At 72.2% G+C, this 25,657-nt stretch carries 25 protein-coding genes and 1 tRNA gene; 18 read left to right on the forward strand and 8 right to left on the reverse strand.

What is annotated here, in order from left to right; all coding sequences use genetic code 11:
• The first annotated feature begins 7 nt into the window (after window positions 1-7).
• From ACQPZ4_RS04230 to ACQPZ4_RS04245, 4 genes are all read left to right on the forward strand, one after another.
• On the forward strand, window positions 8-955 hold the full coding sequence (locus ACQPZ4_RS04230) for a 4-(cytidine 5'-diphospho)-2-C-methyl-D-erythritol kinase (RefSeq protein WP_433056315.1): 948 nt from the start codon (window positions 8-10) through the stop codon (window positions 953-955).
• A gap of 76 nt (window positions 956-1,031) precedes the next feature.
• On the forward strand, window positions 1,032-2,825 hold the full coding sequence (locus ACQPZ4_RS04235) for an ABC-F family ATP-binding cassette domain-containing protein (protein WP_433056317.1): 1,794 nt from the start codon (window positions 1,032-1,034) through the stop codon (window positions 2,823-2,825).
• A 20-nt stretch (window positions 2,826-2,845) separates the two neighbouring features.
• Complete coding sequence (locus ACQPZ4_RS04240) at window positions 2,846-3,319, forward strand: DUF4383 domain-containing protein (RefSeq protein WP_433056319.1); 474 nt, start codon at window positions 2,846-2,848, stop codon at window positions 3,317-3,319.
• A gap of 79 nt (window positions 3,320-3,398) precedes the next feature.
• Window positions 3,399-4,502: a CehA/McbA family metallohydrolase gene (locus ACQPZ4_RS04245; RefSeq protein WP_433056321.1), complete on the forward strand. Its 1,104-nt coding sequence runs from the start codon at window positions 3,399-3,401 to the stop codon at window positions 4,500-4,502.
• Here the strand turns inward: ACQPZ4_RS04245 and ACQPZ4_RS04250 are convergent.
• Window positions 4,483-5,085 (reverse strand): TetR family transcriptional regulator, encoded by a 603-nt coding sequence (locus ACQPZ4_RS04250; protein WP_433066224.1) that lies wholly within the window; start codon window positions 5,083-5,085, stop codon window positions 4,483-4,485. The genes ACQPZ4_RS04245 and ACQPZ4_RS04250 overlap by 20 nt on opposite strands.
• 89 nt (window positions 5,086-5,174) lie before the next feature.
• Complete coding sequence (locus tag ACQPZ4_RS04255) at window positions 5,175-6,152, reverse strand: acyl-CoA desaturase (protein WP_433056323.1); 978 nt, start codon at window positions 6,150-6,152, stop codon at window positions 5,175-5,177.
• A gap of 231 nt (window positions 6,153-6,383) precedes the next feature.
• Between ACQPZ4_RS04255 and ACQPZ4_RS04260 the strand changes: the two genes are divergently transcribed.
• The 9 genes from ACQPZ4_RS04260 to cysN all read left to right on the forward strand — a co-directional run bounded on the left by ACQPZ4_RS04260 (window position 6,384) and on the right by cysN (window position 15,605).
• A tRNA-Gln gene (locus tag ACQPZ4_RS04260) sits at window positions 6,384-6,458 on the forward strand.
• Window positions 6,459-6,468: 10 nt separating this feature from the next.
• Complete coding sequence (glmU, locus tag ACQPZ4_RS04265) at window positions 6,469-7,974, forward strand: bifunctional UDP-N-acetylglucosamine diphosphorylase/glucosamine-1-phosphate N-acetyltransferase GlmU (RefSeq protein ID WP_433056325.1); 1,506 nt, start codon at window positions 6,469-6,471, stop codon at window positions 7,972-7,974.
• A gap of 33 nt (window positions 7,975-8,007) precedes the next feature.
• Window positions 8,008-8,988, forward strand: a complete 981-nt coding sequence (locus tag ACQPZ4_RS04270; protein WP_433056327.1) for a ribose-phosphate diphosphokinase — start codon at window positions 8,008-8,010, stop codon at window positions 8,986-8,988.
• A 327-nt stretch (window positions 8,989-9,315) separates the two neighbouring features.
• A complete protein-coding gene (locus ACQPZ4_RS04275) occupies window positions 9,316-9,933 on the forward strand; it encodes a 50S ribosomal protein L25/general stress protein Ctc (RefSeq protein WP_433056329.1) in 618 nt (205 codons plus the stop codon).
• 73 nt (window positions 9,934-10,006) lie between these two features.
• Window positions 10,007-10,594: an aminoacyl-tRNA hydrolase gene (gene pth, locus ACQPZ4_RS04280; RefSeq protein WP_433056331.1), complete on the forward strand. Its 588-nt coding sequence runs from the start codon at window positions 10,007-10,009 to the stop codon at window positions 10,592-10,594.
• A gap of 127 nt (window positions 10,595-10,721) precedes the next feature.
• Window positions 10,722-12,542: a sugar transferase gene (locus ACQPZ4_RS04285; protein ID WP_433056333.1), complete on the forward strand. Its 1,821-nt coding sequence runs from the start codon at window positions 10,722-10,724 to the stop codon at window positions 12,540-12,542.
• The gene (locus ACQPZ4_RS04290) at window positions 12,542-13,300 is read left to right on the forward strand and encodes a 3'(2'),5'-bisphosphate nucleotidase CysQ (protein ID WP_433056335.1); all 759 of its coding nucleotides are present in this window, start codon (window positions 12,542-12,544) and stop codon (window positions 13,298-13,300) included. The genes ACQPZ4_RS04285 and ACQPZ4_RS04290 overlap by 1 nt, the downstream gene beginning before the upstream one ends.
• 105 nt (window positions 13,301-13,405) lie before the next feature.
• Window positions 13,406-14,314 carry a sulfate adenylyltransferase subunit CysD gene (cysD, locus tag ACQPZ4_RS04295; protein ID WP_433056337.1) on the forward strand — a complete coding sequence of 303 codons (909 nt, stop codon included), beginning with the start codon at window positions 13,406-13,408 and terminating at the stop codon, window positions 14,312-14,314.
• A 1-nt stretch (window position 14,315) separates the two neighbouring features.
• Window positions 14,316-15,605: a sulfate adenylyltransferase subunit CysN gene (gene cysN, locus ACQPZ4_RS04300; protein ID WP_433056339.1), complete on the forward strand. Its 1,290-nt coding sequence runs from the start codon at window positions 14,316-14,318 to the stop codon at window positions 15,603-15,605.
• On the opposite strand, the gene ACQPZ4_RS04305 is transcribed toward cysN, so the two are convergent.
• On the reverse strand, window positions 15,589-16,362 hold the full coding sequence (locus tag ACQPZ4_RS04305) for a hemolysin family protein (protein ID WP_433056341.1): 774 nt from the start codon (window positions 16,360-16,362) through the stop codon (window positions 15,589-15,591). The genes cysN and ACQPZ4_RS04305 overlap by 17 nt on opposite strands.
• A 59-nt stretch (window positions 16,363-16,421) precedes the next feature.
• On the opposite strand from ACQPZ4_RS04305, the gene galE reads away from it, so the two are divergent.
• Complete coding sequence (gene galE, locus ACQPZ4_RS04310) at window positions 16,422-17,393, forward strand: UDP-glucose 4-epimerase GalE (protein ID WP_433056343.1); 972 nt, start codon at window positions 16,422-16,424, stop codon at window positions 17,391-17,393.
• A gap of 3 nt (window positions 17,394-17,396) precedes the next feature.
• Here the strand turns inward: galE and ACQPZ4_RS04315 are convergent, their stop codons facing one another.
• Genes ACQPZ4_RS04315 through ACQPZ4_RS04330 form a run of 4 tightly spaced genes read right to left on the reverse strand, consistent with a single transcriptional unit; the run spans window position 17,397 to window position 21,012 of the window.
• Entirely contained in the window at window positions 17,397-18,590 is a 1,194-nt protein-coding gene (locus ACQPZ4_RS04315; RefSeq protein ID WP_433056345.1) for a hypothetical protein, read from the reverse strand.
• Window positions 18,583-19,071 carry an RNA polymerase sigma factor gene (locus ACQPZ4_RS04320; protein ID WP_433056347.1) on the reverse strand — a complete coding sequence of 163 codons (489 nt, stop codon included), beginning with the start codon at window positions 19,069-19,071 and terminating at the stop codon, window positions 18,583-18,585. The genes ACQPZ4_RS04315 and ACQPZ4_RS04320 overlap by 8 nt, the downstream gene beginning before the upstream one ends.
• A 44-nt stretch (window positions 19,072-19,115) precedes the next feature.
• Window positions 19,116-20,408, reverse strand: coding sequence for a WD40/YVTN/BNR-like repeat-containing protein (locus ACQPZ4_RS04325; protein WP_433056349.1), 1,293 nt, complete (start codon window positions 20,406-20,408; stop codon window positions 19,116-19,118).
• Window positions 20,398-21,012, reverse strand: coding sequence for an RNA polymerase sigma factor (locus ACQPZ4_RS04330; RefSeq protein WP_433056351.1), 615 nt, complete (start codon window positions 21,010-21,012; stop codon window positions 20,398-20,400). The genes ACQPZ4_RS04325 and ACQPZ4_RS04330 overlap by 11 nt, the downstream gene beginning before the upstream one ends.
• 79 nt (window positions 21,013-21,091) lie before the next feature.
• Here ACQPZ4_RS04330 and trpS point away from each other — a divergent pair, with 79 nt between their 5' ends.
• The 4 genes from trpS (at window position 21,092) to ACQPZ4_RS04350 (ending at window position 24,206) form a co-directional block, all read left to right on the forward strand.
• Window positions 21,092-22,114 (forward strand): tryptophan--tRNA ligase, encoded by a 1,023-nt coding sequence (gene trpS / locus ACQPZ4_RS04335; protein WP_433056353.1) that lies wholly within the window; start codon window positions 21,092-21,094, stop codon window positions 22,112-22,114.
• Window positions 22,111-22,647 carry a 2'-5' RNA ligase family protein gene (locus tag ACQPZ4_RS04340; RefSeq protein ID WP_433066227.1) on the forward strand — a complete coding sequence of 179 codons (537 nt, stop codon included), beginning with the start codon at window positions 22,111-22,113 and terminating at the stop codon, window positions 22,645-22,647. Before trpS ends, ACQPZ4_RS04340 begins: the two co-directional genes overlap by 4 nt.
• 90 nt (window positions 22,648-22,737) lie before the next feature.
• Window positions 22,738-23,772: a YihY/virulence factor BrkB family protein gene (locus tag ACQPZ4_RS04345; RefSeq protein ID WP_433056355.1), complete on the forward strand. Its 1,035-nt coding sequence runs from the start codon at window positions 22,738-22,740 to the stop codon at window positions 23,770-23,772.
• A gap of 8 nt (window positions 23,773-23,780) precedes the next feature.
• Complete coding sequence (locus ACQPZ4_RS04350) at window positions 23,781-24,206, forward strand: hypothetical protein (RefSeq protein ID WP_433056357.1); 426 nt, start codon at window positions 23,781-23,783, stop codon at window positions 24,204-24,206.
• Window positions 24,207-24,217: 11 nt separating this feature from the next.
• Here ACQPZ4_RS04350 and ACQPZ4_RS04355 read toward each other — a convergent pair whose 3' ends face one another.
• Window positions 24,218-25,651, reverse strand: coding sequence for a glycoside hydrolase family 13 protein (locus ACQPZ4_RS04355; RefSeq protein ID WP_433056359.1), 1,434 nt, complete (start codon window positions 25,649-25,651; stop codon window positions 24,218-24,220).
• Window positions 25,652-25,657: the final 6 nt, after the last annotated feature.

Here is a 25,657-nt window from a genome sequence, read left to right on the forward strand (position 1 = left end):
TGCAGCAGTGACCGAGCCGCTCTTCTCCGAGGACGAGGAGTTCGACCGGCCGCGCCTGGCCGCGCACGGACCGGTCCGGGTTCGCGTGCCCGCGAAGATCAACCTCCATCTGCACGTCGGGCCGGTGCGCCCGGACGGCTTCCACGAGCTGACCACGGTGTACCACGCGATCGGGCTGTACGACGAGGTGACCGCGCGCCGCGGCGACACGCTGACGCTGACCATGGAGGGCGAGGGCACCGGCGAGCTCTCGCTGGGTGAGGACAACCTCGTCATGCGGGCCGTGCGGGCGCTGGCCGCGGAGACCGGCCACGACGCGCACGCCCGGCTGCACCTCAAGAAGCAGATCCCGATCGCGGCCGGGCTGGCCGGCGGCAGCGCCGACGCGGCCGCCGCGCTCGTGGCCTGCGACCACCTGTGGGGCACCGGCATGTCCCGCGACGACCTGGCCGCCATCGCCGCCACCCTCGGCTCGGACATCCCGTTCCTGGTGCTCGGCGGGACCGCGCTGGGCACCGGGCGGGGCGAGCTGGTCAGCCCCGTGCTCACCGGCGGCCACGCGTGGCACTGGGTCCTCGCGGTGGCCGACGAGGGGCTTTCCACGCCGACGGTGTACCGCACGTTCGACGAACTCGGCGGCCACAGCAGCGCCGGACCGCCGGACGACCTGCTCGCCGCGCTCCGCCAGCGCGACCCGGAGGTGCTGGCCGACCGGCTCGCCAACGACCTGCAGGCGGCCGCCCTGCACCTGCGCCCGGAGCTGCGCGCGGTGCTCGACGCCGGGCTGGACGCCGGGGCGCTGGCCGGCCTGGTCTCCGGCTCCGGCCCGACCTGCGTGTTCCTGGCCGAGGACGCCCGGCACGCGGCCCTGCTCGCGGCCGACCTCGAGGGCCGCAAGTGCTGCCGGGCCGTGAAGACCGCCGTCGGCCCCGTCCCCGGCGCCCGAGTCCTGTGATGGCGAGCGTCATCAGTCCGGCCGGGAACGACCGCCGGCGCCCGAGTGCTCTGAGAGCGTAGGAAAAGCGTAGTAGATGGCCAACATCGTCAGTCTCGACAAGGTTTCCAAGACGTACCCGGCCGGGCGCATCTTCGACGAGGTCTCCCTCGGCATCGACGACAGCGACCGGATCGGCATCGTCGGGCTCAACGGGGCCGGCAAGACGACCCTGCTGCGGATGCTCACCAAGGCCGAGGAGCCCGACGAGGGCCGGGTCACCCACCGCCGCGACCTGCGCGTGGCCGCCCTGCCGCAGACCCTGGACCTGCCCCCGGCGGCCACCGTCCGGGACGTGATCATCGGCACCGCCTGGCTGCCGGCCGGGTTCGCGGCCGAGCACGAGTGGGCCGGCGACGCCGGGGTGCGCACCGTGCTCAACGGGCTGGGCATGCCGCACCTGGGCCTGGACGCGCCCGTCGGGCCGATGTCCGGCGGCGAGCGGCGCCGGGTCGCCCTGGCCGCGCTGCTGGTGCGCCCGGCCGACCTGCTGATCCTCGACGAGCCCACCAACCACCTCGACGTGGCCGGCATCGCCTGGCTGGCCCGGCACCTGCTGCAGCGCCGCGGCGCGCTCATCGTCGTCACCCACGACCGCTGGTTCCTCGACGCGGTCTGCACGGCCACGTGGGAGGTCGCCGACGCGACCGTGCGCGCCTACGAGGGCGGCTACGCGGCCTGGACCCTGGCCCGGGCCGAGCGGGAGCGGGTGGCCGCCGAGACCGAGGCCCGCCGGCAGAACCTGCTGCGCAAGGAGATCGCCTGGCTGCGCCGCGGCCCGCCGGCCCGCACCAGCAAGCCCAAGTTCCGCATCGACGCGGCCAACGCGCTCATCGCCGACGTCCCGGCCGCCCGCGACTCCGTCTCCCTGCAGCGCCTCGCGGTGACCCGGCTGGGCAAGCAGGTGTACGAGCTGCGGGGTCTGCAACTGCGCGCGGGGGAGCGGACCCTGCTCGACCCGACCGACTGGATCGTCGGCCCCGGCGACCGCATCGCCGTGCTCGGGGCCAACGGCGCGGGCAAGACCACGCTGCTGCGGGTGCTGGCCGGGCTGCGCGAGCCCGACGGCGGCCAGGTCCTGCGCGGCACCACGGTCCGCCCGGCGTTCCTGTCCCAGGAGCTGCACGAGCTGCCCAACGACCTGCGGCTGCTGGAGGCGGTCGAGGAGGTCGCCAAGCGGGTCAAGCTGGGCGACCGGGAGCTCACCGCGGGCCAGCTGGCCGAGGTCTTCGGCTTCACCGGGGCCCGGGTCTGGACCCCGGTCGGCGACCTGTCCGGCGGCGAGCGGCGCCGGCTGCAGCTGCTGCGGCTGCTGGCCACCGAGCCCAACGTGCTGCTGCTCGACGAGCCGACCAACGACCTGGACATCGACACCCTCGCCGCGCTGGAGGACCTGCTCGACACCTGGCCGGGCACGCTGATCGTGGCCAGCCACGACCGGTACCTGGTCGAGCGGGTGGCCGACGTGGTCTACGGCATGCACGGCGACGGCCGGCTGCGGCACCTGCCGGGCGGCGTCGACGAGTACCTGGCCCACGTCACCGACTCGACCGGCTTCCGGGAGACGAAGGCCCAGCCGGCCGCCGCCGACCGGGCGCAGGATCTGCGGGCGAGCGAGAAGGACCAGAAGGCGGCGAAGAAGGAGCTGGCCAAGGTCGAGCGCAGCATCGACAAGCTGACGCAGAAGGAGGCCCAGCTGCACGCCCAGCTGGCCGAGCACGCCACCGACTACTCGAAGATCACCGAGCTGGACGCCCAGTTGCGCGCGGTACAGCAGGAAAAAGCCGATTTCGAGGAGCAATGGCTCGCCCTGGCCGAGCTCGCCGGGTGAGGTCATCTTAGGATTGGCCCATGGCCGCACACTTCCCGATCAACCACCCGCTTCGCCCGCTGTACCGGGTGCTCAGCGCACTGGCGGGCCTCTACATGCTGGTCTTCGGCGTGGCGGGCTTCATCGCAACCTCCGGCGCCGACTTCTTCACCCGTGACGAGGCCGAGTGGGTCCTCGGGCTGCGGACGAACCCGGCGTTCTCCCTGCTCTCCATCGTCGCGGGCGTGGTCGTCCTCGGCGCCAACATCATCGGGCGCAACCTCGCCCACCAGATCAACCAGCTGGCCGGCGTGGTCCTGACCATCGTCGGGATGGCGTCGCTGGCCCTGATGCAGACCGAGGCGAACATCTTCGCCTTCTCCATGGTCAACGTGATCGTCACGTTCATCCTGGGCGGCATCATGGGCGTCGCGAGCCTCTACGACCGCGTCGGCTCGGCCAACGCGGCCTCGGCCGAGGAGGCCCACCGGCACAGCGCCCGCGTGGCCGCCTGATCACAGCCTTTCCCGGGTCGATTCCCGCAGTTCGCGCCGATCACATGCCCCCGTGCCCCAGCGGTGCTGGGCTGGGGGCATGACGGACGCGCTGCTCATCACCGCCGGTGAGGGCGGGCCGACCGGCCGGGGCGAGCTGCTGCTGCACGCGGACCTGCACAACCACACGCGGTTCTCCGACGGCCTCGGCCGGCCCGAGGACGCGTTCGCCTCGATGCGGGCGGCCGGCCTGGACGTCGCGGCCCTGACCGACCACGCGTACGGCCCGGTCGAGCCCGGCAAGACCATCGACGACGAGGGCTGGCGCCGGCTGGGCAAGCTGGCCGACGCCGCCGACGAGCCCGGCGCCTTCGTGGCGCTGCGCGGCTTCGAGTGGTCCAGCATCACGCTCGGCCACATGAACGTCTGGGGCGGCGACCGCTGGGTCGAGCCGCTGGTCACCGGCGCGGCGATGCCCGCCTTCCACGAGTGGCTCGCCGCGGGCGACGAACTCGTCGGCTTCAACCACCCGGGACGTGAACCCGGCCGCTTCGGGCTTTTCCGGTACGACCACCGCCTCGCCGAACGGCTCGTCTCCCTGGAGATGTTCAACCGCGACGAGGACTACCTGTTCGAGGGCGTCGGCGGGGCGGTGTCCCCGCTGGTGGCCTGCCTCGACGCGGGCTGGCGGGTCGGGCTGGCCGGGGTGACCGACGAGCACCGCGAGGGCTGGGGGTTCCACGAGGGGCTCGGCCGCACCGGGCTCTGGGCGCCCAGCCGCACCCGGGAGGGCGTGCGGACGGCGATGCTGCGGCGGCGGATGTTCGCGACCCGCGAGCGCGGCCTGCGGGTCGACGCGCGGCTGAACGGGGCGGCCATGGGTGGGCACGTGCGGTACCAGAGCGGCGTTTCGGTTCTTGAACTGGACTTTGCGGCGCCGGCCGAATGGCTGGGGCATCCGCTGCGCCTGCAGGTGCTGCAGCGGGGCGAACCGGTGCCGGCCGTGGTGGCCGAGTTCGACTTCGCGGTGGCGGCCGGGACGCTCACGTTCCGCGCGCCGCTGGAGGAGGGGGAGTGGGTCGTGCTGCGGGTGACCGATCCGGCCCGCCCGGCCGACCCGCGGGCCGCGGACCTGCCGGGCTATCGGTCGGCCGGGCACGCCGTGGCCTATCTGAGCCCGTTCTTCATTTCGCCTGGCGGGTGACCAGGCCGGGCTTGCCCTCCATGTTGGACAGTCCGTTCCAGGCCAGGTTGACCAGGTGCGCGGCCACCACTTCCTTCTTCGGCTTGCGCACCTCCAGCCACCAGCGGCCGGTGAGCGCCACCATGCCGACCAGGGCCTGGGAGTAGAGCTCGGCGAGCTTGGGGTCGAACCCGCGCCGCTTGAACTCCGCGCCGAGGATGTGCTCGGCCTGGTGGGCCACGTCGTTGAGGACGCTCATGAAGTTGCCGGTCGGGGACATCACGGGGGACTCGCGGACCAGGACCCGGAAGCCGTCGGTCTCGTGCTCGATGTAGTCCAGCAGGGCCAGCGCGGCCTGCTCGAGCAGCTCGTGCGGGTGACCCGCGGTGAGCGCGTTGGTGATCCGGTCGAGCAGCGAGCGGACCTCGCGGTCCACGACCACCGCGTACAGGCCCTCCTTGCCGCCGAAGTGCTCGTACACGACGGGTTTGGAGACCTTCGCCCGCGACGCCACCTCCTCGATGGAGGTGGCGTCGAAGCCGCGCTCGGCGAACAGCGCCCGGCCGATCGAGATCAGCTGCTCACGGCGCTGGGTGGAGGACATCCGGACCCGGCCCTTGGCGGGGGCGAGGGGCGGCGGGGCGGGCGGCGGCACGGGTGGCCGCGGCTGGTCGAGGTCCTCCGGGCGCTCGGTCACCCCTGCATCGTGCCAGCAGCCACCCGCTTGGCGTCCAGCCGGTCGCGCTTGGGCCAGCGGACGTTGGTCGCCCAGCCCAGCTTCTCGAAGATCCAGATGAGTCGCGCGTTGATGTCGATCTGGCCCTTGTCCACGCCGTGGCGGGCGCAGGTCGGGTCGGCGTGGTGCAGGTTGTGCCAGCTCTCGCCGAAGGACAGGATCGCCAGCGGCCAGAAGTTGCTGGCCTTGTCGCCGTCGCGGGTCTCGAAGGGCCGCTCGCCGTAGACGTGGCAGATCGAGTTGATCGACCAGGTGACGTGGTGCAGCAGGCCGATGCGGATCAGGCCGGCCCAGAAGAACGCCGACAGCGCGCCCTGCCACGACCAGGTGACCAGGCCGCCGATGATCGCGGGCAGGGTCGCCGAGAGGGTGACGATGAGCGGGAAGAACTTGTCGATGCGCTGCATGTCCTTGTCGGCCATCAGGTCGGGGGCGAAGCGCTCGCGGTTGGACAGCTCGCGGAAGAACAGCCAGCCCACGTGGGCGTAGAAGAGGCCCTTGACCAGGCCGCCGAAGCTCTCGCCGAAGCGCCACGGGGAGTGCGGGTCGCCCTCGCGGTCGGAGAACGCGTGGTGGCGGCGGTGGTCGGCGACCCACTGGGTCGGCTCGCCCTCGATCGCGGTGCTGCCGGCGATCGTCAGCGCGATGCGCAGCCCGCGGTTGGCCTTGAACGATCCGTGGGTGAGGTACCGGTGGAAACCGGTCCCGATGCCCAGTCCCCCGATGACGTAGAACACGGCGCCGATCGCGACGTCGAGCCAGCTCAGACCCCAGCCCCAGGCGAACGGCACGGCGGCCAGCAGCGCGAGGAACGGCAGGACCACGAAGGCCCACAGCGCGATGACGATGCCCAGCTGCTGCTTGCCCTCGGTGAGCGGCTTCGGCCCGTTTCCGGGGCCTTCGGTGGACGTGGGATCAAGGACCGATACGGACATGGCACCTCTCAAGGGGACTCGTCGCAGATTGGCCTACGCCTACGTCACCGTAACTTACGGAGGCGTAGGTTGGCCATATGGAGCCTGTGTCAAGGTGGCGCTCGGGAGCTCCATTGTGATCTTCGTCGGCCCGGCGCCCGACACGAACGGCTGAACTTCATGCCGCGCCGGACCGGGCGCCCCTGGGGCAAAAGGGATCGACGCGCAAGTTAGGCTCACGGGCAACGGCGGTGGGGTGTGGGGTAACGGCAGCCCGCAGGCCTTTGGAGCCTTGCAGTCCTGGTTCGAATCCAGGCACCCCAGCCACCTGACTACGATGAGGCGCACCGACACCGTCGAGGAGCGCTCCGTGAGAAACGTGATCATCCTGGCCGCCGGCGAAGGCAAGCGGATGAAGTCCGCGATCCCGAAAGTCCTGCACCCCCTGCTCGGGCGGACGCTGCTCGGGCACGTGCTGGCCGCGGCCGAGCCCTTCCTGGACAGCGGCACCGTCACGGTCGTGGTGGGCCACGGCGGCGAGCAGGTCCGCGAGCACCTCGCCCAGGTGGCGCCGGAGGCCCGGCCGGTCACCCAGGAGGAGCGCCGCGGCACCGGCCACGCCGTGCGGATCGCGCTGGACGCCGCCCCCGAGCTGACCGGCACCGTGGTCGTGCTCAACGGCGACATCCCGCTGCTGCGCGCCGACACCCTGGCCGCGCTCGTGCACACGCACGAGAACACCAAGGCCGCGGCCACCGTGCTGACCGCCGAGGTGGACAACCCCACCGGCCTCGGGCGCATCGTGCGCAACCGGGGCGGGGAGTTCGCCGCGATCGTGGAGGAGCGCGACGCCACGCCGGAGCAGCGGGCGATCCGGGAGATCAACTCGGGGGCGTACGTCTTCGAGGCGAGCGCGCTGCGGGAGATGCTCGGCAAGCTCTCCACGGACAACGACCAGGGCGAGGAGTACCTCACCGACGTCATCGCGCTGCTGGCCGCGGCCGGTGCCCCGATCGTGGCGCACCGCGCCCCGGACGCGACCGAGACCCTGGGCGCCAACGACCGCGCCGAGCTGGCCGGGCTGCGGGCGCTCATGCGCGACCGGATCAACGTCGAGTGGATGCGCGCCGGGGTGGCCATCGTCGACCCGGCCACCACCTGGATCGACGTGACGGTGACGCTCGAGCGCGACGCGCTGGTCGAGCCCAACACCCACCTGCGCGGCGCGACCAGCATCGGCGAGGGCGCCGTGGTCGGCCCGGACAGCTCGCTGATCGACACCGTGGTGGACGCCGGGGCCTCGGTCGTGCGCACGCACGCCGTCGGCGCCCACGTCGGGCCCCAGGCGTCGGTCGGGCCGTTCGCCTACCTGCGCCCTGGCACCGAGCTCGGGCGCAAGGCGAAGGTCGGCACGTTCGTCGAGACCAAGGCGGCCAGCCTGGGCGAGGGGGCCAAGGTCCCGCACCTGTCCTACGTGGGCGACGCCACCATCGGCGAGCACACCAACATCGGGGCGGCCTCGGTCTTCGTCAACTACGACGGGGTCAACAAGCACCGCTCGGTCATCGGCGCGCACGCCCGCACCGGCGCCGACAACATGTTCGTGGCGCCCGTGACGGTCGGTGACGGTGCCTACACCGCCGCCGGCAGCGTGATCATCAAGGACGTCCCGGCCGGCGCGCTCGGTGTCTCCCGAGGTCAGCAGCGCAATGTCGAGGGCTGGGTGGAGCGCCGGCGGGCGGGCACGGCGGCGGCCGAGGCGGCCCAGAAGGCCCGGGCACGTGAAGAAGACCACGTGGGGGCCGGTGAGGTGGCTGAAACGGGTCGCCCCGACGAACAATGAGCGCAACCACGAGATCGGGAGCGGGCGACCCCAATGGCCAGCATCAGTTCGGAGAACCGCAAGAACCTCATGCTCTTCTCCGGCCGGGGGTTTCCCGCGCTGGCCGAGGAGATCGGCGCCGTGCTGGGGGTCGACCCGACCCCGATGGACGCCTACGACTTCGCCAGCGGTGAAATTTTCATCCGGTACCGCGAATCGGTCCGCGGTTCCGACGCGTTCGTCGTCCAGTCGATGGTCTCGCCGATCAACGACTGGCTGATGGAAACCCTGATCATGGTGGACGCGCTCAAGCGCGGTTCGGCCAAGCGGACGACCGTCGTGCTGCCGTTCTACCCGTACGCGCGGCAGGACAAGAAGCACCGCGGCCGCGAGCCGATCTCGGCCCGGCTGATCGCCGACCTGCTCAAGACCGCGGGCGCCAACCGGATTTTGACCGTGGACCTGCACACCGCGCAGATCCAGGGCTTCTTCGACGGCCCGGTGGACCACCTGTTCGCGATGAACACGCTGGCCGACCACATCGAGGCCAAGTACGCCGGCCGCCCGATCACGGTCGTCGCCCCGGACTCCGGCCGGGTGCGGGTGGCCGAGCGCTGGACCGACCGGCTCGGCGGCTGCCCGCTCGCCTTCATCCACAAGACCCGCGACCCGATGAAGCCCAACGAGGTCGTGGCCAACCGCGTGGTCGGCGAGGTCGAGGGCCGGGTCTGCCTGATCGTCGACGACATGATCGACACCGGCGGCACCATCGTGTCGGCGGCCGACATCCTCTTCAACGAGGGCGCGGCCGAGGTCGTGGTCGCCGCGACCCACCCGGTGCTGTCCGACCCGGCCTGCTCGCGGCTGGACGCCAGCAAGATCAGCGAGGTTGTGGTGACGAACACGTTGCCGCTGCCGCCGGACCGCAAGGTCGAGAAGATCACGCAGCTTTCCATCGCCCCGCTCCTCGCCCGGGCGATCCGCGAGGTCTTCGACGACGGCTCCGTGACCACGCTTTTCGGTGGTCTGTCCTGATTTAAACGTCAGTCATTCGTGTGGGGGACGCTGTCCCCCACCGCCCCCGTAGGCCCCGCTGAAGGGGCTCGGGTAAGCTATTCAGGTTGCCACGGCGAGGGTGCTCCTTACGGGCCGGGCGTTGCGGTCGCTGTGTGACTGCCGGGTGGATCTGAACCCCGGCCGCCACCCAGAGACCGGCACAGCGGCCAAGCGGGCTCCGTGATCGACGCGGTGCTCAGGGCCCGTGCCCCAAGCACTCCTCGCCCGAGCGCCGCACCACCTAGACAACTGTTTACCGGTCGCGCAGGCCGGTGCCCGCCGCACAACCGCATCAGGAGTTCTGTCGTGTCCGAGGTAAAGATCAGCGCCGAGCCCCGTACGGAGTTCGGCAAGGGTGGTGCCCGCCGCACGCGCCGGGCCGGCAAGGTGCCAGCCGTGCTGTACGGCCACGGCGAGGCGCCCCGCCACATCGCCCTTCCCGCCCGTGAGTTCGCCGCGGCCATTCGCCACGGCGGCATGACCCAGGTCTTCAACATCGAGATCTCCGACGGCAGCGCCGCCCTGGCCCTGCCCAAGGCGATCCAGCGCGACCCGATCAAGGACACCTTCGACCACGTGGACCTGCTCGTGGTCCGCCGCGGCGAGAAGGTCACCGTCGAGATCCCGGTCCAGCTCGTCGGCGACGCCGCCCGCGACACCCTGGTCATGACCGAGAGCAACACGCTCGCGGTGCTGGCCGACGCGACCAAGCTGCCCGAGCACCTGGAGGCCTCGATCGAGGGCCTCGAGGCCGGCAGCCAGGTCAAGGCGGCCGACGTCAAGCTCCCGGCCGGCGTCGAGCTCGCCGCCGACCCGGACTACGTCATCGCCATCGTCTCGGCCGCGCAGGAGCAGGTCATCGAGACCGAGACGGCCGAGGAGGCCCCGGCCGAGGAGCCGGCCGCCGCGGCCGCCGAGGCCTGATCACCGCAACAGCCTGAAGCAGTCGCGGTCGCCCACGGGCGGCCGCGACTTTGCTGTGTGAGGAGGAGCTCCGGTGCCCGACGACGCACCCTGGCTGGTCGTGGGCCTGGGCAACCCCGGCCCCGAGTACGCCCGGCACCGGCACAACGTCGGGTTCATGGTCGCCGACCTGCTCGCCGCGCGGGCCGGGCTGCGCTTCGGCCGGCACCGCCGGGTCGTGGCCGACGTGGCCGAGGGCCGGCTGCGCGTCGGCGGGCCCCGCCTGGTGCTGGTGAAGCCGCTGACCTTCATGAACCTCTCGGGCGGCCCGGTGGCCGGGCTGGCCCAGTTCTACAAGGTGCCGCGCGAGCAGGTGATCGCCGTCCACGACGAGCTCGACATCCCGTGGACCCAGGTGCGCGTCAAGCAGGGCGGCGGCGAGGGCGGCCACAACGGCCTGCGCTCGATGTCGAGCTCGCTGGGCGGCAAGGACTACATCCGGGTCCGCTTCGGCATCGGCCGCCCGCCCGGCCGGCAGGCCCCCGCCGACTTCGTGCTGTCCGACTTCGCCGCCGCGGAGCGCAAGGAGCTGGACTACTTCGTCGACCGGGCCGCGGACGTGGTCGAGATGGTAGTCGACCAGGGCCTGGAAGCTGCCCAGAACCGCTATCACGCGGACTGAACGACCCGTTCGTCGCTATCGCGGGGCCCGTCCCGATTACCCGTCGGCGTGACGAATGTCCGAGTTGCACGTTGTACCCGAGGTTGCACCGTTTGATGGAGACGGTCCTTCCGAAGGAGGCAGCGGAGTGGCGATCGACAGCGGACGAACGCGGGACGGATTCCACCGTCCGGCCCACCTCCGCCGTGAGGATCGCCCGGCCGGCCTGCGCCGCGAGGAACGGGCGCCCAACGTGCGGCAGCACGCCGAGGAGCCCGCGCCCGCGCCGGTGTACGGCCGCCCGGCCGCCCCGGCCCGCGGCCGCCGCCCCAGCCCGGTGCGCAACACGGTCCGCAAGACGCAACCGCGCACCGCCCGCGTCGCCGCGCCGGTCTCACCCGCCCCCGCGCCGGGCGCCGCACCGGCCCCCGAGGTCGACCCGGCCCTGGCCGCCGAGGTCGAGGCCGCCGTCCGCGGCACCACCCCGTTCACCCGCACCCCGGTGCGCATCGCCGCGCCGGACATGTTCGTGGGGCAGGGCCGCACCGCGCGGCACCGGGCCCGGTGGGCGTGGGAGGGCCGCTACCTGCGGACCCTGCTCGTCCTGGACTTCGTGATCGGGCTGATGGCCGGCGCGGTGGCGTTCGAGGCGCGGTTCTCCAACGCGCTCACGTCGAATGGGCTGACGCTGTACAACAGCCGCTATGTGCTGCTCTCGGTGCTGCTGCCGGTCGCGTTCACGGCGAGCCTCGCGGCCAACCGGGCCTACGAGAAGCGGTACCTGTTCGTCGGCACCGACGAGTACCAGCGCGTCCTGCGGGCCGGCCTGGCCCTGACCGCGGCCACCGTCTTCGTCGCGTACGCCAGCGAGATCCGCATCGCCCGCGTCTGGTTCTTCGTCGCGCTGCCGTTGGTCACCTTCGGCTGCCTGCTCGCCCGGTTCCTGCTGCGCAAGCTGCTGCACCGGGCCCGCAAGCAGCGCGGCGCGTGCATGCGCCGGGTGGTGGTGGTCGGCCACGAGCTCGCCGTGGAGGCCATGGCGCGACAGTTGCGGCGCGAGCGGTACCACGGCCTGAAGGTCGTCGGCGCCTGCCTGCCCGCCGCCGGCGCGGTCGCCGACGTGCCGATCCTGGGCGCCTTCGACGAGATCGCGGGCGCGGTGCGCAAGGCCCGGGCCGACACCGTGCTGGTGCTGTCCTGCCCCGAGCTGGACGGCCACGCGCTGCGCCGGCTGGCCTGGCACCTGGAGCGCGACGACATCGACCTGATCGTGGCCAGCACCCTGATCGACGTGGCCGGCAGCCGCACGACGATCCGCCCGGTGGACGGCCTGCCGATGCTGCACGTCGAACACCCGACCCTGAACGGGGCCCGCCGACTGGTCAAGGCGCTCGTCGATCGGGCCGGCGCGGTCGCCCTGCTGGTCCTCGCCTCACCCCTTCTGGCCCTTCTGTCGCTTGCGGTTCGCGTGGATTCCACCGGGCCGGTACTGTTCCGACAGGTAAGAGTGGGCAAGGACGGTCACGAATTTGTGATCTTCAAGTTCCGTACGATGCACATCGATGCCGAGGCGCGCCTGGCCGAGCTGCGGCACCTCAACGAAGTCGACGGCGCGCTGTTCAAACTGCGCAACGACCCCCGGGTCACCCGCGTCGGGCGGCTTCTCCGCAAGTTTTCGCTCGACGAGCTGCCGCAGCTGCTCAACGTCATCGGCGGCAGCATGTCGCTGGTCGGGCCGCGCCCGCCGCTGCCGGAGGAGGTCGCCGTGTATCCGGACGACGCCCGGCGCCGGCTGGCCGTGCGGCCCGGGATGACCGGCCTGTGGCAGGTGTCCGGCCGGTCGGACCTATCGTGGGACGAAGCGGTCCGCCTCGACCTGCAGTACGTGGAGAACTGGTCGCTCTCGCTCGACCTGGTCATCCTGCTGCGGACGTTGAGCGCCGTGACCCGAGGGGCTGGAGCGTACTGATGACCGATCTGCCACCCGCCACCGACGGCGGTTTCGCGCGCTGGCTGGCCCAGCGGGCCGGCGACATGCTGCTGAAGCTGCGCGAGGAGATGGGCTACGGCGACCCGGCGGCCCTGCGCAAGGCGGGCGACCGGCTCTCCCACGAGCTGCTGGTGGAGCAGCTCACGCGCTGGCGCCCGGCCGACGCGATCCTGTCCGAGGAGGGCGCCGACAGCGCGGCCCGGCTCGCGGCCGAGCGCGTCTGGATCGTCGACCCGCTGGACGGCACCCGCGAGTTCGGCGAGGAGGGCCGGGCCGACTGGGCCGTGCACGTGGCGCTCTACGCGGGCCGCCTGGTCGCCGGCGCGGTCGCGCTGCCGGCCCAGCACTGCGTGCTCGGCACCGACACCCCGCCGCCGTTCCCCCCGATGCCCGGGGTGCAGGGCGAGCCGATCCGGATGGCGGCCAGCCGCACCCGGCCGCCGGCGCTGCTGGCCGACCTCGCCGAGAAACTTCCCATCGAGCTGGTGCCGATGGGGTCCGCGGGGGCGAAGATCGCCGCCGTGATCGACGGGGCCGTTGATGCCTATGTGCACGCCGGTGGGCAGTACGAGTGGGACTCCGCCGCCCCGGTCGCTGTGGCTCTCGCCACGGGTCTGCACGCTTCCCGTATCGACGGGACTACGTTGGAATACAACCAGCCCGACCCTCGCCTGCCTGACCTGGTGGTGTGTCGGAAGGCATTGGCGCCGTCACTGCTGGCCGCGATCAACAGCTGAAAGGTTCCGCCGACAATGAGCGGTACGAAGCAAAGCGTAGTGGCCGCTCATCAGAAAGCGCAGGTTTAAGCTCATGCCGACGCCGGAGCTTGCGGAGGTGGCGGCATGAGCCGGCCGCCCTACCGGGTCTCTCATCTGGACGCTCTCGAGGCCGAGAGTCTCTTCATCATGCGCGAGGTGGTCGCCGAGTTCGAGCGGCCCGTGCTGCTGTTCTCCGGCGGCAAGGACTCGATCGTGATGCTGCGGCTGGCCGAGAAGGCGTTCGCGCCCGCCCGCATTCCGTTCCCCGTCATGCACGTCGACACCGGGCACAACTTCCCCGAGGTCCTCGAGTACCGGGACCGGCGGGTGAACGAGCTCAACGTGCAGCTGATCGTGGCCAGCGTGCAGGAGGCCATCGACGCCGGCACGGTGCGGGAGGCGGCCGACGGCACGCGGAACCGGATCCAGACGCCGGTGCTGCTCGACGCGGTGGAGAAGTACCGCTTCGACTCGCTCTTCGGCGGCGCCCGCCGCGACGAGGAGAAGGCCCGGGCCAAGGAGCGCGTGTTCAGCTTCCGCGACGACTTCGGCCAGTGGGACCCGCGCAACCAGCGGCCGGAGCTCTGGGCGCTGTACAACGCCCGGATCGCGCCGGGGGAGTCGATCCGCGTCTTCCCGCTGTCCAACTGGACCGAGCTGGACGTCTGGCACTACATCGCCCGCGAGGGCATCGACCTGCCCGGCATCTACTACGCCCACGACCGCGAGGTGGTCGACCGCGGCGGGATGCTGTACGCGATCAACGAGTACCTGCCGCTGCGCGCGGGGGAGACGCCGTTCGTGGAACAGGTCCGGTACCGCACCGTCGGTGACGCGTCCTGCACGGCCGCGGTCCGCAGCGACGCGGACACGATCGACAAGGTCATCGACGAGGTCGCGGCCACCCGGATCACCGAGCGCGGGGCGACCCGCGGCGACGACCGGGTGAGCGAGGCGGCGATGGAAGACCGCAAGCGTGAGGGGTACTTCTAAGATGACCTCCGTTCTGGAGACGCCGCAGCAGCGGCAGATGGACCTCCTGCGCTTCGCGACCGCCGGCTCGGTCGACGACGGCAAGTCGACGCTGATCGGCCGCCTGCTGTACGACTCGAAGGCGATCTTCGAGGACCAGCTGGAGGCGGTCGAGGCGACCTCCCGCTCGCGCGGCGACGAGTACACCAACCTGGCGCTGCTCACCGACGGCCTGCGCGCCGAGCGGGAGCAGGGCATCACCATCGACGTGGCGTACCGCTACTTCGCCACCCCGCGGCGCAAGTTCATCATCGCGGACACGCCGGGGCACATCCAGTACACCCGGAACATGGTCACCGGCGCGTCGACCGCCGACCTGGCGCTGATCCTGGTCGACGCCCGCAAGGGCCTGGTCGAGCAGTCCCGCCGGCACGCGTTCCTGTGCTCGCTGCTGCGGGTGCCGCACCTGGTCCTGTGCGTGAACAAGATGGACCTGGTCGACTACGACCAGGCCGTCTTCGACCGCATCGCCGACGAGTTCACGTCGTTCGCGGCGAAGCTCGAGGCGCCCGACCTGACGGTGATCCCGATCTCCGCCCTGCACGGCGACAACCTGGTCAGCCGCAGCGAGAACATGCCCTGGTACGAGGGGCCCTCCCTGCTGCACCACCTGGAGCACGTGCACATCGCCTCCGACCGCAACCTGGTCGACGTGCGGTTCCCGGTGCAGTACGTGATCCGGCCGCAGTCCACCACCGTGTCGGACTACCGCGGCTACGCGGGCCAGGTCGCCTCCGGCGTGATGAAGCCGGGCGACGAGGTCATGGTGCTGCCGTCGGGCTTCACCACGCGGATCACGCACATCGAGACCGCCGACGGGCCGCTGTCCGAGGCGTACCCCCCGATGTCCGTCACCATCCGCCTGGCCGACGAGATCGACATCGCGCGCGGGGACCTGATCTGCCGGCCGAACAACGCCCCGCAGGTCGCCCAGGACATCGAGGCGATGGTCTGCTGGATGGACGAGACGCGGCCGCTGGCGGTGGGCGGGAAGTACGCCATCAAGCACACGACCCGGGCGGCGCGGGCGGTGGTGCGCGGGCTGCAGTACCGGCTGGACGTCAACACGCTGCACCGGGACGAGTCGGCGCATCAGCTGGGGCTCAACGAGATCGGCCGCGTGAAGCTGCGCACGACGGTGCCGCTGCTGGCCGACGAGTACCGCCGCAACCGCACCACGGGCGGCTTCATCATCATCGACGAGCAGACCAACCGCACCGTCGGCGCCGGCATGATCATCGAGGCCGGCTGACCTTCACGCTCGCCACGCGGCGGCCTTCCACGGTGCTCACCTGGAGGTGCCAGCCGTCGTGGCGGACCTGGTCGCCCACGGCCGGCACGCGACCCAGCCGGGCCATGAGAAAGCCGGCCACGGTCTCGTAGGGCCCGGCCGGCAGCGTCAGCCCGATCCGGTCGGCCAGGCCGGCCAGATTGAGCCGCCCGTCCACCTCGTCCACCCGGGGAGGGACGGGCGGTGCGTCGTACTCGTCGTGAATCTCCCCGACGAGCTCCTCGATCAGGTCCTCGAGCGTGACGATGCCGGCCGTCCCGCCGTACTCGTCCACGACCACGGCCAGATGGTGCCCCTCCCGCCGCATCTCCGACAGCGCCGCCAGGACCCGTTTGCTGGCCGGCAGCCGCTTCACCTCGCGGGTCAGGCCGCGCAGCGGTGCCGCCGGGCCGTCCGCGGCGAGGGTCAGGTCCCGCAGGTGCACGAAGCCGAGCACGTCGTCGGGATCGCCGTCGATCACCGGGAAGCGGGAGTGCCGGGCCGTGCGCACCTCCTCCAGCGCGCCCTCGACGGTCAGCGCGGCATCGAGGAACACCACCTCCGTGCGCGGCACCATCACCTCGCGCACGTGCCCGGTGCCCGAATTCACCGTGATGAGGGTTCGCAGCTCGGCCTCGGATATGCCGCCCCCGTCCGGGGTAGCGTGAAGCCGCTGCGCCCAGCGGATCAGCAGGGCGGCCGCAGCCTGCCGTAGGGTTCCGGGGCCAGGCTCCGGCATAGAGCTGAGTGTAGCGACGTGTATTTTTGTTGGAACACGTCGGAATATGGGAGGTTGTAGTGAAGCTACTCGTCACCGGTGGCGCCGGCTACATCGGCAGCATCGTCACCGCGCTGCTGCTCGACGCCGGCCACGAGGTGGTGGTGCTGGACGATCTCTCCACCGGCCACGAGCAGGCGGTGCCCGCGGGCGCGGCGTTCGTCCGCGGCCGGGTCCACGACGCGGTGGGCGACCTGCTCACGCCGTCCGCCGGGTTCGACGGGGTGCTGCACTTCGCGGCGTTCATCGCGGCGGGCGAGAGCGTGCAGAAGCCGGAGAAGTACTGGGAGAACAACGCTATCGGCACGCTGCGCCTGCTCGATGCCATGCGGGCCGCGGGGGTACGCCGCCTGGTGTTCTCCTCCACCGCGAACGTCTACGGCGACCCCGACACCGTGCCGATCCCGGAGACGGCCGCGGTCCGCCCGCCGAACCCCTACGCGACCTCCAAGCTCGCCGCCGACCACGCGCTGACCGGGTTCGCCGTCGCGCACGGGTTCTCCGCGGTCAGCCTGCGCTACTTCAACGTGGCCGGCGCCCTCCGCCGCCCCGACGGCGGCATGATCGGCGAGCGGCACGACCCCGAGACGCACCTGATCCCGATCGCCCTGCAGGTGGCCGCGGGCAAGCGGGAGAAGCTGCAGATCTTCGGCGACGACTACGACACCTTCGACGGCACCAACATCCGCGACTACATCCACGTCGCCGACCTGGGCGCCGCCCACCTGCTCGCGCTGGGCACGATGGACGGCCCCGGGCACCGGATCTTCAACCTGGGCAACGGCACCGGCTTCTCCAACCGGCAGGTCGTCGAGGTCGTGCGCGAGGTGACCGGCCACCCGATCCCGGTCGAGATGGCGCCGCGCCGGGCGGGCGACCCGGCCCAGCTCGTCGCCTCCTCGGACAAGGCCAAGCGGGAGCTGGCCTGGACCCCGCAACACCCGGAGCTGGCCACGATGGTGGCCGACGCCTGGGCGTTCATGAACCGCTGACGGTTATTGGGCGTCGAGCTTCTGCCAGTCGGCGCCGTCGGCCGAGAACGCGGTGTAGATCGTGGTCATCTGGTACGCCACGTAGCCGCCCTCGGTCCGCGCCAGGCGCATCGTGAGGTGCAGGCCCTCCAGCCGCACCCACGACGTGCCGGAGTCCTCGGAGACCAGCCAGTGGCCGTAGCCGTCGACGATGAGCAGCCGGCCGTCCAGCAGCGGCACCAGGTCCCCGCCGATGGTGGCATTGCCCGCCGTCGGCCGGGGCGGGCCGAAGGTGGCCCCGCCGTCCGTGGACACCGCCACCGCCAGCAGCCGGTCCGGAGCCCCGGCGGCCTCCTGCGGCGCGGCGAAGGCGACGAACACCGCGCGCCCGAGCGTCGCCATCCGGATTCGCGTGGCCGTCTCGTAGCCGGGGAAGTGGGTCGTCGTCCAGCTCTGCCCGTCGTCGCGGGTCACCGCCACCGCCATGCCCTGCCAGTCTCCGCCGGCGACCCACCACGCGCCGTCGCCGGCCCGCACGGGGGAGCGCCAGCAGACGGAGATCGGCGGCTGCTTCGGGAGCGGGGCGAGGCGGTTGCCGGCCAGCCCGGCGGTGGCCGAGCCGCACTCGGAGGTGCCCAGCTGGACCATGCGGGAGTCGCCGGTGAGGGCGGAGTCGGCGTCGAGCTTGTCGCCGCCCGCCGTCCAGTGCTCGCCGTCCGCGCTGGTGGCCCGGGTCCGGTGGTCCTCGCCGAACAGCGTGACCCCGGCGGCCGTGACGACCATCCGCGGCTGTCCGGAGACAGGGGATTCGACGGTACGCCACGTGCGTCCCCCGTCGTCCGTCGTGCTGATCCACGTGGTGCAGCAGTCGGTGCTCAGCAGGTAGCCGCGCTCGGCGTCCAGGAACTCCACGTCCCGGACCGCCCCCGGCAGGTCGGCGGGCAGGTGGTCCAGGCCCGAGATCGTGATCCCGCCGGCGCTCCAGGTCGCGGCCGGGTCGGACGCGGCGATCATCGGTGCGGACTTCGTCGGGCGGTCCACGGTGGCCACCGCGGCGCCGATGACGGCCAGCGTGGCCAGCGACGCGATCCCGGTCCGGGCGGCGAGCCGGCGCCGGCGCAGCGCCGCGGCCCGGGCCGCGATGACCTCCATCGGCGGCTGGTCGATGTCGAGCCGGTCCCGCTCGGCGCGCAGCCGCGACTCCAGTTGATCAGGCACGCGACACCTCGTATCCGTTGAGGCGCGCGGCCAGCGCGGCCCGGCCGCGGGACAGGCGGGACTTGACGGTGCCGGCGGGGACGCTCAGCGCGGCGGCGATCTCGTCCACGCTGAGGTCGGCGTAGTAATGCAGCACGATGACCTCCCGGTAGCTGCGTGGGATGGCGTCGAGGGCGTCGGTCAGGTCGGTGCGGGTGTCGGAGTCGGGCTGGTGGACGTCGTCGTGCAGCGGCCGTTCCCGCAGCAGCAGCAGGTCCAGGACCCGGCGGCGGCGCCAGCGGCGGCGGGCCACGTTGAGTGCCACCGTGCGCAGCCAGGCCTCGGGGTTGTCGATGCCGGAGAAGCCGCGCGGGCGGGCGACGGCCCGCACGAACGCCTCCTGCACCGCGTCGTGCGCCTCGGCGAGGTCCGTGGTGAACGCGTAGAGCTGCACCACCAGCCTGCGGTAACAGGCGTGGTACACCTCGCCGACGTCGCCCACGCAGACAACGATCCCCCGCGCGTCCGGCGGGTTCCCAGGAAATTTCAGTTCGGCATCACGGTGGAGGACAGGGCGGCCTCCTGCCAGGTGTGGGCGTCGTGGGAGACCCGGGCCGGATCGCCCAGCGACGCGTAGCCGTTGTCGACCGCGGCGATCGTGCCGCCGGGGCCGGACATGACCGCGAAGTGCTCGCCGTCGTTGCTGTCGAAGAAGACCGTGGTGTTGACCGTGGCCGGGTTCGAGTACACCCACATGAGCACCGAGCGGTCCGGCCGCACCAGGGCGCCGAGCAGGCGGTTGTCCAGCGTCTTGAGCTCGGGCGGCAGCGTGACCGCGCCGCGGACCTCGCGCCAGTGGCTCCCGCCGTCACTCGTGCGGAAGAGCCGGATGCCGCTGCTGTACGGCACGAAGGCCCACGCGTTCTTCCCGTCCGACGTCGCCACGGTCGGCACGTCGCTGCCCGCCGGCGCGTCCAGGGTGCGCGCGGTCCAGGTCGCGCCCTGGTCGGTGCTCACGCTGACCGCGGGCGCGCCGGTGTTCAGGTCGGCGCCGGTCACCCACCAGCCGGCGGAGGCGGGCGGGAGGGCCGCGATCGTGCGCCGGGCCATCGGCGGCTGGCTGATCAGGCTCAGCGCGCCGTCGCTCTCGCGCACCCCGAACAGGTCGCCGTACTGCACCAGCTGCACCGTCCGGTCGCCCGCCTTGAGCGCGAGGTGGTCGTTGGGCCCCATCACGGGCGCCGCGTCCTGCGGGTTCAGCTCGGTCTGGGTGGCCGACGTGAGCTCGAAGCGCACGCTGGAGCGCGAGCCGCCGCCGACCTCGCCGCTGAGGATGTACCCGGTCGGGGCGACCCGCAGCAGCTGGACGTTGGAGACCCGGTCCAGGGGGCTGGTGCGCAGGGCGTCGACCACGAACGGCGTGCGGCGCTCGGCCTCGCCGCCGAGCGCGACGATCTGCAGGCTGCACCGGCGGGCCTGCGGGATCTCCGCGCACACGTCGACGGCCGCGATCAGGTTGGGCAGGTCGCCGGCGGCCGCCATGACGGTGACCGTGGACGGGTAGCGCCCGGTGGCGGTCGGCGTGGCCGAGGCGATCGGGCTCCAGGCCTCGCCGAGGTCGGGGTTGGGGCCGAGCACGGCCGGGCCGGGGCGGCCGAAGATCCCGGCCAGCGCGACCGGGGCGAGCACGCCGAGGGTGCCCAGCAGCGCGCCCAGCACGGTCATCCGGTCGCGCAGCTTCACGCGGCCGGCCCGGCGGTAGAGGGTGCTGAAGTCGGGGACCCAGGTGGCCTGCTCGATCTGCTGGCGCAGGGACCGGAAGTCCAGGTCAGGGCGCATCGCGCACCTCCTGGGGCCGGTCCTGCCGCACCTGGATCTGCGGCTGGGCCGGGGGCTGGGCCTGGGGCTGAGCGCCGCGGCGCCGCGGGGTGTTCTCCGCGCCCGCCTCGCCGTCGCTGAGCAGGGTGGCGAGCATGGCGCGGCCACGGGACAGGCGCGCCTTGACCGTGCCCACCGGCACGCCCAGGGCGTCGGCGACCTCGTGGACCGACATGTCGGCCAGGTGGTGCAGCACGATCGTCTCCCGCGTGGCCTGCGACAGCTGCTGCAGGGCGGCGACCAGCGCGACCCGGTTGGGGTCGACGCCCGGCACGCTCTCCACCGGCCGGGCGACGCGGCCGCTGCGCACCAGTGTGTCGAACAGGCGCCGCCGCCGCCAGCGCGTGCGGGCCAGGTTCATCGCGACGGTGCGCAGCCAGGCCTCGGGGTCGGCGACGTCGAGGAACTGCCGGGGCCGGGCCAGGGCGCGCGCGTACGCCTCCTGCACCAGGTCCTGGGCCTCGGCGTGGTCGCCGGTCAGCGCGTACAGGGCGGCCACCAGCCGGCGGTAGTGCGCCTGATACGCGTCGCGCACGGCCTCCCGGGCCTCGAGATCGTCGCCCACCGCCCACCTCCCTCGACTGGCACGCTACCCAGACAGACGCCTGTGCGGCTCCTCCGGTTGCGCCTGACAGAATGGCGGCATGTCGTCTCCCGCCCGGCCCCGGGTGCTCTCCGGGATTCAGCCCACCGCCGACTCGTTCCACCTGGGCAACTATCTCGGTGCCGTGCGCAACTGGGTGGCCATGCAGGAGACCCATGACGCCTTCTACTGCGTGGTCGACCTGCACGCGATCACGATGGGCCACGACCCGGCGCTGCTGCGCAAGCGCACCCGGATCGGCGTCGCCCAGCTGCTGGCGGTCGGGCTCGACCCGGAGCGGTGCACCCTGTTCGTGCAGAGCCACGTGCCCGAGCACGCGCAGCTCGGCTGGGTGATGAACTGCATCACCGGCTTCGGCGAGGCCAGCCGGATGACCCAGTTCAAGGACAAGTCGGGCAAGCAGGGCGCCGACCGGACCAGCGTCGGGCTGTTCACCTACCCGATCCTGCAGGCGGCCGACATCCTGCTGTACCAGGCCGACGCCGTCCCGGTCGGCGAGGACCAGCGCCAGCACCTGGAGCTGACCCGCGACCTGGCCCAGCGGTTCAACACGACGTTCGGCCCGACGTTCACCCTGCCGGCGCCGTTCATCGTCAAGGACACCGCCAAGATCACGGACCTGCAGGACCCGACGGCCAAGATGTCCAAGTCGGCCTCGGCCGCCAACGGCCTGATCGAGCTGCTCGACGAGCCGGCCCGGTCGGCCAAGAAGATCCGCTCGGCGGTCACCGACACCGGCCGCGAGATCATCTTCGACCCGGTCAACAAGGCCGGCGTGTCCAACCTGCTCACGATCTACGCGGCGCTGTCCGGCCGGACGATCGACGAGCTGGTCGCGGCCTACGACGGCAAGGGCTACGGCGACCTGAAGAAGGACCTCGCCGAGGTGGTGACCGAGTTCGTCAAGCCGATCCAGCAGCGCACCAACGCCTACCTGGACGACCCGGGCCAGCTGGACAAGCTGCTCGCGATCGGTGCGGAGAAGGCGCGGGCGGTCGCGGTGCCGACGCTGAAGTCGGCGTACGACCGGATCGGCTTCCTCGCCCCTGGCGCTGCGCACTGACGACGGTGGACAGAACCACCATCGGCGTCGCGATCGACATCCCCCAGCCGTGGGGCGGCGAGCTGACCGCCGCCCGGCTGGCCGCCGGGGACCGGGTCGCGGAGTTCGTGCCGGCCCACGTCACCCTGCTCGGCCCGACCGAGATCGACGCCGCCGAGGTCCCGAGCCTGCACCGGCACCTCGGCGGCGTGGCGCGGGCGCACCGGCCCTTCACCGTGCGGCTGCGCGGGACCGGCACCTTCCGCCCGATCACCCAGGTCGTGTTCGTGGCGGTCGCGGCCGGGATCGGCGAGTGCGAGCAGCTGCACTCGGCGGTGCTCGCCGCGCCCGCCATCTCGTCGACGGCCCGGTTCCCCTACCATCCGCACGTAACCGTCGCCCACGACGTCGAGCCCGACCGGCTGGACGCCGTGTTCGCGGAGCTGGCCGACTACGAGGCCGAGTTCCCGGTCGCCGGGTTCACGCTTTTCGAACACGACGACCATGGACGGTGGCGTCCCCATGCGGAGTACCGCTTCACAGCGGACCATTGAGGGCGTGAGTGGTACGGAGCGGAGCGGAGTGGCCGCTCACCATGGACTCAGTGCCCTCGCGACGGCGCCGGAGCTTGCGGAGGTGACGGCGTGAGCCTCCTGGACCGGGCTGAGGCCGGCTTTGACCGCGTGATTGCGGCGGGCCGGCGGCGCTCACGCGTGTTCGACCACGTGTGGCGGGCCCAGCAGCGCTACTTCGACGTGGACGCCGTCCGCCTGGCCGCCGCCACCGCGTACTACGGCTTCTTCGCGGTCTTCGCCATGGTCGTCGTGCTGTTCTACATCCTCGGCCAGGTGCTGGGCGGCAACAAGCTGGTCGTCGAGCGCGTGCAGGTCTATCTGCAGGCCAACCTGCCGCAGCTGCAGAGCGACCAGATCTTCGCCGGCAGCCAGCAGATCGGGATCATCGCGCTGGCCGGCCTGATCATCGCGGGCGTCGGCTGGGTGGAGAACCTGCGCTCGTCGCAGCGGGCGCTGTGGCAGCTGCAGGAGCACCCCGGCAACGCGGTGGTGCGCTGGCTGCTCGACCTCGCCGTGCTGGTCGGCCTCGGCCTGCTCCTGCTGATCTCGATCGGCATCTTCGCCGGGGTCCAGGAGCTGATCTACTGGCTGGCCGGCGACGTGGACCAGGACCCGGTCCGGGTGGCCCTGCGCGGCTTCTCCACCCTGCTCTCCGGCGTGGTCGACGTGTTCCTGGGCGCGGCCCTGCTCGTCGGCGTGCCCCGGCTGCGGATGTCGCTGCGCCGGCTGTGGCCCTCGGCGCTGCTCTTCGCGATCGGGCTGGGCCTGCTCAAGACGCTCGGGAAGTGGTACATCACCCGCACCGAGCACAATCCCGCCTACCAGCTGGTCGCGGGCACGATCGGGCTGCTGCTGTACATGTACCTGCTGCACCAGCTGCTGCTGTTCGCGGCCGCGCTGTCCGCCACCAGCCCGCACGGCCGGGTCGTGGACCTGGCCGGCGGCGCCCCGCGGGCCGACGTGCAGGCCGCCCGCCGGGCCGCCGAGCTGGTCGAGAAGGCCGCCTCCGAGGCCGAGCACGCGGCCCAGATCGCGGCCAAGGTGTCGCCACCCATCGTGCCGTCCGGCGGTTCGCCGGGTGCGGAGCGCCCGGAACCGTCATGATGGGCGCCGTGGGTGCACTCGTGACTTTGGACCTGCCGGCCGACGCGCCGGCGCTGACCCTGCCGTGGATCATCACCTTCGGCCCGATGAACGACGAGGAGGAGTGGGAGCCGGTCGTGTGCGGCCCGTACGAGCGCGCGCATGCCCTGGCCCTCGCCGAGGCCGTGGTGGCCGACGAGGACCTGATGGCCGTCGTGGAGCCGCTCCAGCCGCACGTGACGGTGGCCCAGATCCAGGGTGACATCGCCGCGTCCCGGCTGGCCGCCGAGAACGAGGACGTGGAGACGGCCGCGCTGGACGCGGAGCTGGCCGGGTACGAGGACTCGTACCACGACCACGATCATGACCACGACGACGACCACACGCACGAGCCGCCGTCCGTCGACGAGATCCGCGCCGGCTTCTCCCGGATCGCCGCCAAGCTCAGCAGCTGACCAGCCGCTGGTCAGCCTGATTCCATCCAGACCGTCGTGTCGGGCGGCAGTGTGCCGCCCACCGGCGAGCTGGCCAGCACCGGCTCCCGCGGCAGCGCGAACGCCGAGCCGCCGAGGTTGGCCGCGACCAGATAGCCCTCCGTCTCGAAGCACAGCACGCCGTCCGGGGCCGGGCGCCACGCGAGCGTCGCGGCCGGGCGGCGGAGCCGGAGCGCGTTGCGGTACAGGTTGAGCGTCGAGTCGGGATCCGCCCGCTGGGCCTCGACGGTGAACGCCGCCCAGTCCGCCGGCATCGGCAGCCAGGACCGCGCGCCGAAGCCGAACGGCGGCGCGTCGCCGGACCACGGCAGGGGCACCCGGCAGCCGTCCCGCCCCAGCTCCCTGCCTCCGGACCGGATCCACTGCGGGTCGGCGCGGGCCTCGTCGGGCAGGTCGAGCACCTCGGGCAGGCCGAGCTCCTCGCCCTGGTAGACGTACGCGGAACCGGGCAGACCGAGCATGAGCAGGGCCGCCGCCCGGGCCCGGCGCCGGCCCGGCACGCCGTCGCCGAAGCGGGTCACCGGCCGCCGCCGGTCGTGGTTGGAGATGACCCAGGTGGGCGGGGCGCCGACCGTGGCCGCCGCGGCCAGCGAGCCGTCGATGATCCGGCGCAGCTCGGCCGGGTCCCACGGGGCCTCGAGGAAGTCGAAGTTGAACGCCTGGTGCAGCTCGTCGGCGGCGACGTACCGCGCGACCCGGGCCGGCTCGGTGTCGAAGACCTCGGCGACGGCCATGCGCTCGCCGGGGTACGAGTCGAGGATCTTGCGCCAGCCGCGGTAGATCTCGTGCACGCCCTCCTGGTCGAAGAACGCCGCTTCGGAGAGCTCCGGCTTGACCAGGCCGTGGGCCACGTCGACCCGGAAGCCGTCCACGCCGCGGGCCAGCCAGAAGTGCAGGATGTCGTCGAACTCGGCCCGCACCTCGGGATTGTCCCAGTTCAGGTCCGGCTGGGCCGGGTCGAACAGGTGCAGGTACCAGGAGCCGTCCGGCAACCGGCTCCAGGCCGGCCCGCCGAAGAGCGACTGCCAGTCGTTCGGCTTCTCCGGCTTCACGACGTAGCGGTCGCGCAGTCCCTCCGCGAACCACGGGTGGGCCGAGGACGTGTGGTTGGGCACGATGTCGACGATCACCCGCAGCCCGAGCGCGTGCGCCCGGGCCAGCAGCGCGTCGAAGTCGGCCAGGGTGCCGAAGAGTGGGTCCACGTCGCGGTAGTCGGCGACGTCGTAGCCGCCGTCGACCATGGGGGAGCGGTAGAACGGGGACAGCCACAGGGCGTCCACGCCGAGGTCGGCCAGGTGCTCGAGGCGGGCCGTGATGCCCGGCAGGTCGCCCACGCCGTCGCCGTCGGAGTCGGCGAAGCTGCGCGGGTAGACCTGATAGATGACCGCGGTCCGCCACCACTCCACGTGATC

This window comes from Dactylosporangium sp. CS-033363 (genome assembly GCF_050942475.1).
Taxonomy (GTDB): domain Bacteria; phylum Actinomycetota; class Actinomycetes; order Mycobacteriales; family Micromonosporaceae; genus Dactylosporangium.

What these genes read in the sequence shown, in the direction of transcription:
- ACQPZ4_RS04235 (WP_433056317.1), top strand. Translation starts at nt 1,032, where the DNA reads ATGGCCAACATCGTCAGTCTCGACAAGGTTTCCAAGACGTACCCGGCC.
- ACQPZ4_RS04240 (WP_433056319.1), top strand. Translation starts at nt 2,846, where the DNA reads ATGGCCGCACACTTCCCGATCAACCACCCGCTTCGCCCGCTGTACCGG.
- ACQPZ4_RS04245 (WP_433056321.1), top strand. Translation starts at nt 3,399, where the DNA reads ATGACGGACGCGCTGCTCATCACCGCCGGTGAGGGCGGGCCGACCGGC.
- ACQPZ4_RS04250 (WP_433066224.1), bottom strand. Translation starts at nt 5,085, where the DNA reads ATGTCCTCCACCCAGCGCCGTGAGCAGCTGATCTCGATCGGCCGGGCG.
- ACQPZ4_RS04255 (WP_433056323.1), bottom strand. Translation starts at nt 6,152, where the DNA reads ATGTCCGTATCGGTCCTTGATCCCACGTCCACCGAAGGCCCCGGAAAC.
- glmU (WP_433056325.1), top strand. Translation starts at nt 6,469, where the DNA reads ATGAGGCGCACCGACACCGTCGAGGAGCGCTCCGTGAGAAACGTGATC.
- ACQPZ4_RS04270 (WP_433056327.1), top strand. Translation starts at nt 8,008, where the DNA reads ATGGCCAGCATCAGTTCGGAGAACCGCAAGAACCTCATGCTCTTCTCC.
- ACQPZ4_RS04290 (WP_433056335.1), top strand. Translation starts at nt 12,542, where the DNA reads ATGACCGATCTGCCACCCGCCACCGACGGCGGTTTCGCGCGCTGGCTG.
- cysD (WP_433056337.1), top strand. Translation starts at nt 13,406, where the DNA reads ATGAGCCGGCCGCCCTACCGGGTCTCTCATCTGGACGCTCTCGAGGCC.
- cysN (WP_433056339.1), top strand. Translation starts at nt 14,316, where the DNA reads ATGACCTCCGTTCTGGAGACGCCGCAGCAGCGGCAGATGGACCTCCTG.
- ACQPZ4_RS04305 (WP_433056341.1), bottom strand. Translation starts at nt 16,362, where the DNA reads ATGCCGGAGCCTGGCCCCGGAACCCTACGGCAGGCTGCGGCCGCCCTG.
- ACQPZ4_RS04325 (WP_433056349.1), bottom strand. Translation starts at nt 20,408, where the DNA reads ATGCGCCCTGACCTGGACTTCCGGTCCCTGCGCCAGCAGATCGAGCAG.
- trpS (WP_433056353.1), top strand. Translation starts at nt 21,092, where the DNA reads ATGTCGTCTCCCGCCCGGCCCCGGGTGCTCTCCGGGATTCAGCCCACC.